At 34.4% G+C, this 2,103-nt stretch carries 2 protein-coding genes and 1 pseudogene; all 3 read left to right on the top strand.

Annotated features, from left to right (window positions below; all coding sequences use genetic code 11):
- Positions 1–415: pseudogene (locus H8911_RS12005) on the top strand (hypothetical protein); the annotation flags it as partial.
- A 71-nt stretch (positions 416–486) separates the two neighbouring features.
- Positions 487–1,821: an MATE family efflux transporter gene (locus H8911_RS12000; RefSeq protein ID WP_186999822.1), complete on the top strand. Its 1,335-nt coding sequence runs from the start codon at positions 487–489 to the stop codon at positions 1,819–1,821.
- Positions 1,818–2,084 (top strand): MATE family efflux transporter, encoded by a 267-nt coding sequence (locus H8911_RS12815; protein WP_255466373.1) that lies wholly within the window; start codon positions 1,818–1,820, stop codon positions 2,082–2,084. Before H8911_RS12000 ends, H8911_RS12815 begins: the two co-directional genes overlap by 4 nt.
- The last annotated feature ends 19 nt before the right edge of the window (positions 2,085–2,103 follow it).

The following is a 2,103-nucleotide window of genomic DNA, read 5'->3' as shown; positions in this document are numbered from 1 at the left end:
TCACAAGTATAATACAGGTGAAAAGGCAACACAGGACTTTTTTGATCTATTGCGTATGATCTATAGAAAACAGGTTTTAAAAGAAGATCTAGATCGAGAGTTTAATCGTGATGCATTGTGTTTTGCGTATGTAGCGACAAAGAACAAAGAGTTATTGAGTATCTACCAGAAAAGCGAGAAAGGAGATGTAAAAGTGTGCAGAGCATTCTATGAAATGTTTGAAGAATCAACAAACAGAGGAATCCAGATGGGTATCAAGCAAGGCATTGAACAAGGTATTGAGCGTGGTGTAAAAAATACACAAATCAAAATAGCAATTAAAATGCTTGTAAGAAATAATCAAACACTTGAAGAAATCTCTGAGATTGTTGGACTGGACTTAAATGCATTAAGAGAACTAAAAAAGAGTATTTGATGGAATGGATGTGCGATCACATCCATTCTTTTGTTTTAAAATTCTTAAAAACTTGATAAAATATTCCCTGTATGAAAAAAAATCAGAGTATTAACCTACTGCACGGTCCTATTTTTAAATCATTAAGTTTATTAGCAATCCCAATCATGGCAACGTATTTTATTCAGATGGCCTATAACCTGGTTGATATGTTGTGGATTGGTTTTTTAGGTTCTGGCGCCGTTGCCAGTATTGGTGTATCTGGAAATTTCATGTATTTGGCTAACGGCCTTGTGAACATGCCTAAGATTGGATCACAAGCCTTGGTTGGACAAAGTCTTGGAGCTAATAATCAAGAACAAACAAAAAATTATATTCAGGCAGCTTTTCAAAGTTCCTTATTTTTTGCCCTTATATATGGAATTATTATTATTGTTTTTCAAAAGTATTTAATTCAATTATTTAATTTATCAGATCCTGCTATTATTCAAGATGCTCAGAATTATTTATGGATTACATGTGGCTTTATTGTATTCTCTTTTGTGAATCAGATTTTTACCGGAATCCTTACGGCTGCCGGTCATTCAAAAAGCACTTTTATAGCCACAACAACCGGTCTAGTATTAAATTTAATTTTAGACCCTGTACTCATCTTCGTATTCAATCTTAGAGTCATCGGTGCGGCTCTCGCAACAATTCTTGCTCAAATCATTGTTACTTTGGTCTTTTTATATAACGCAAAAAATCTTGATCTATTTAGAAATATCCGTATCTTGTCAAAACCAGAATTGAATCATATTTCTGAAATATTAAAAATAGGATTTCCATCCTCTGTGCAAAGCATGTTATTTACATGTATTTCTATGTACATTGCACGCCTAATCTCAAGTTTTGGAGCTATCAGTGTTGCCGTACAAAAAGTAGGCTCGCAAATTGAATCTATCTCATGGATGGCAGCTGATGGATTCAGCGCATCCATCAATGCGTTCACTTCGCAAAATTATGGTGCAAAAAACTATAGTCGTGTAAAACAAGGTTATAAAACTGGCATGCTAGTGGTTGGATTATGGGGATTATTAACAACAGCCGTTTTAATTTTCCTTCCTGGACCGATATTCTCATGTTTCATCCATGAAACAAATATCCTTCCTTATGGAATTGACTATCTAATTATACTTGGATATTCCCAACTATTTATGTGCATAGAAATAGCTACACAAGGTGCTTTTAATGGACTTGGTAAAACTCTGCCACCTAGTATTGTATCCATTATATTCACATCTACGAGAATTCCTATGGCCATTCTGCTATCTCACTATTTAGGAGTAAATGGAGTATGGTGGGCCATTTCAATTTCAAGCATTATTAAAGGAACTATTTTAGTAATCTGGTTTATATTATATTCAAAAAGGAGGCTGATCTCATGAAAAATCATTCACTAACGCAAGGAAGCATCGCAAAAGGACTCCTTTTCTTTGTGATTCCACTTTTCTTTTCTAATCTATTTCAACAACTCTACAATACAATCGATACATTATTAGTTGGTCATTTCTTAGGCGACAATGCCCTAGCCGCAATGGGTGCTACTGCCAATGTCATTAAGTTAAGAAATGACGGTTTTGAGGGGAACACAAAAAATGTGCTCCTCTTTTTTTTTGAAAATTTGAATTTTTTGTTGACATACAGGTAGAAATGTGTGGCCTATTATC

Origin of the sequence: Holdemanella hominis (assembly GCF_014306155.1) — a bacterium.
In the GTDB taxonomy this organism is placed as follows: domain Bacteria; phylum Bacillota_I; class Bacilli_A; order Erysipelotrichales; family Erysipelotrichaceae; genus Holdemanella; species Holdemanella hominis.
The sequence above is the reverse complement of the archived record's forward strand: the minus strand, read 5'-3'. Positions and strand labels throughout refer to the sequence as shown.

Coding starts and splice junctions, on each gene's coding strand:
- H8911_RS12000 (WP_186999822.1), top strand. CDS start 487: ATGAAAAAAAATCAGAGTATTAACCTACTGCACGGTCCTATTTTTAAA.
- H8911_RS12815 (WP_255466373.1), top strand. CDS start 1,818: ATGAAAAATCATTCACTAACGCAAGGAAGCATCGCAAAAGGACTCCTT.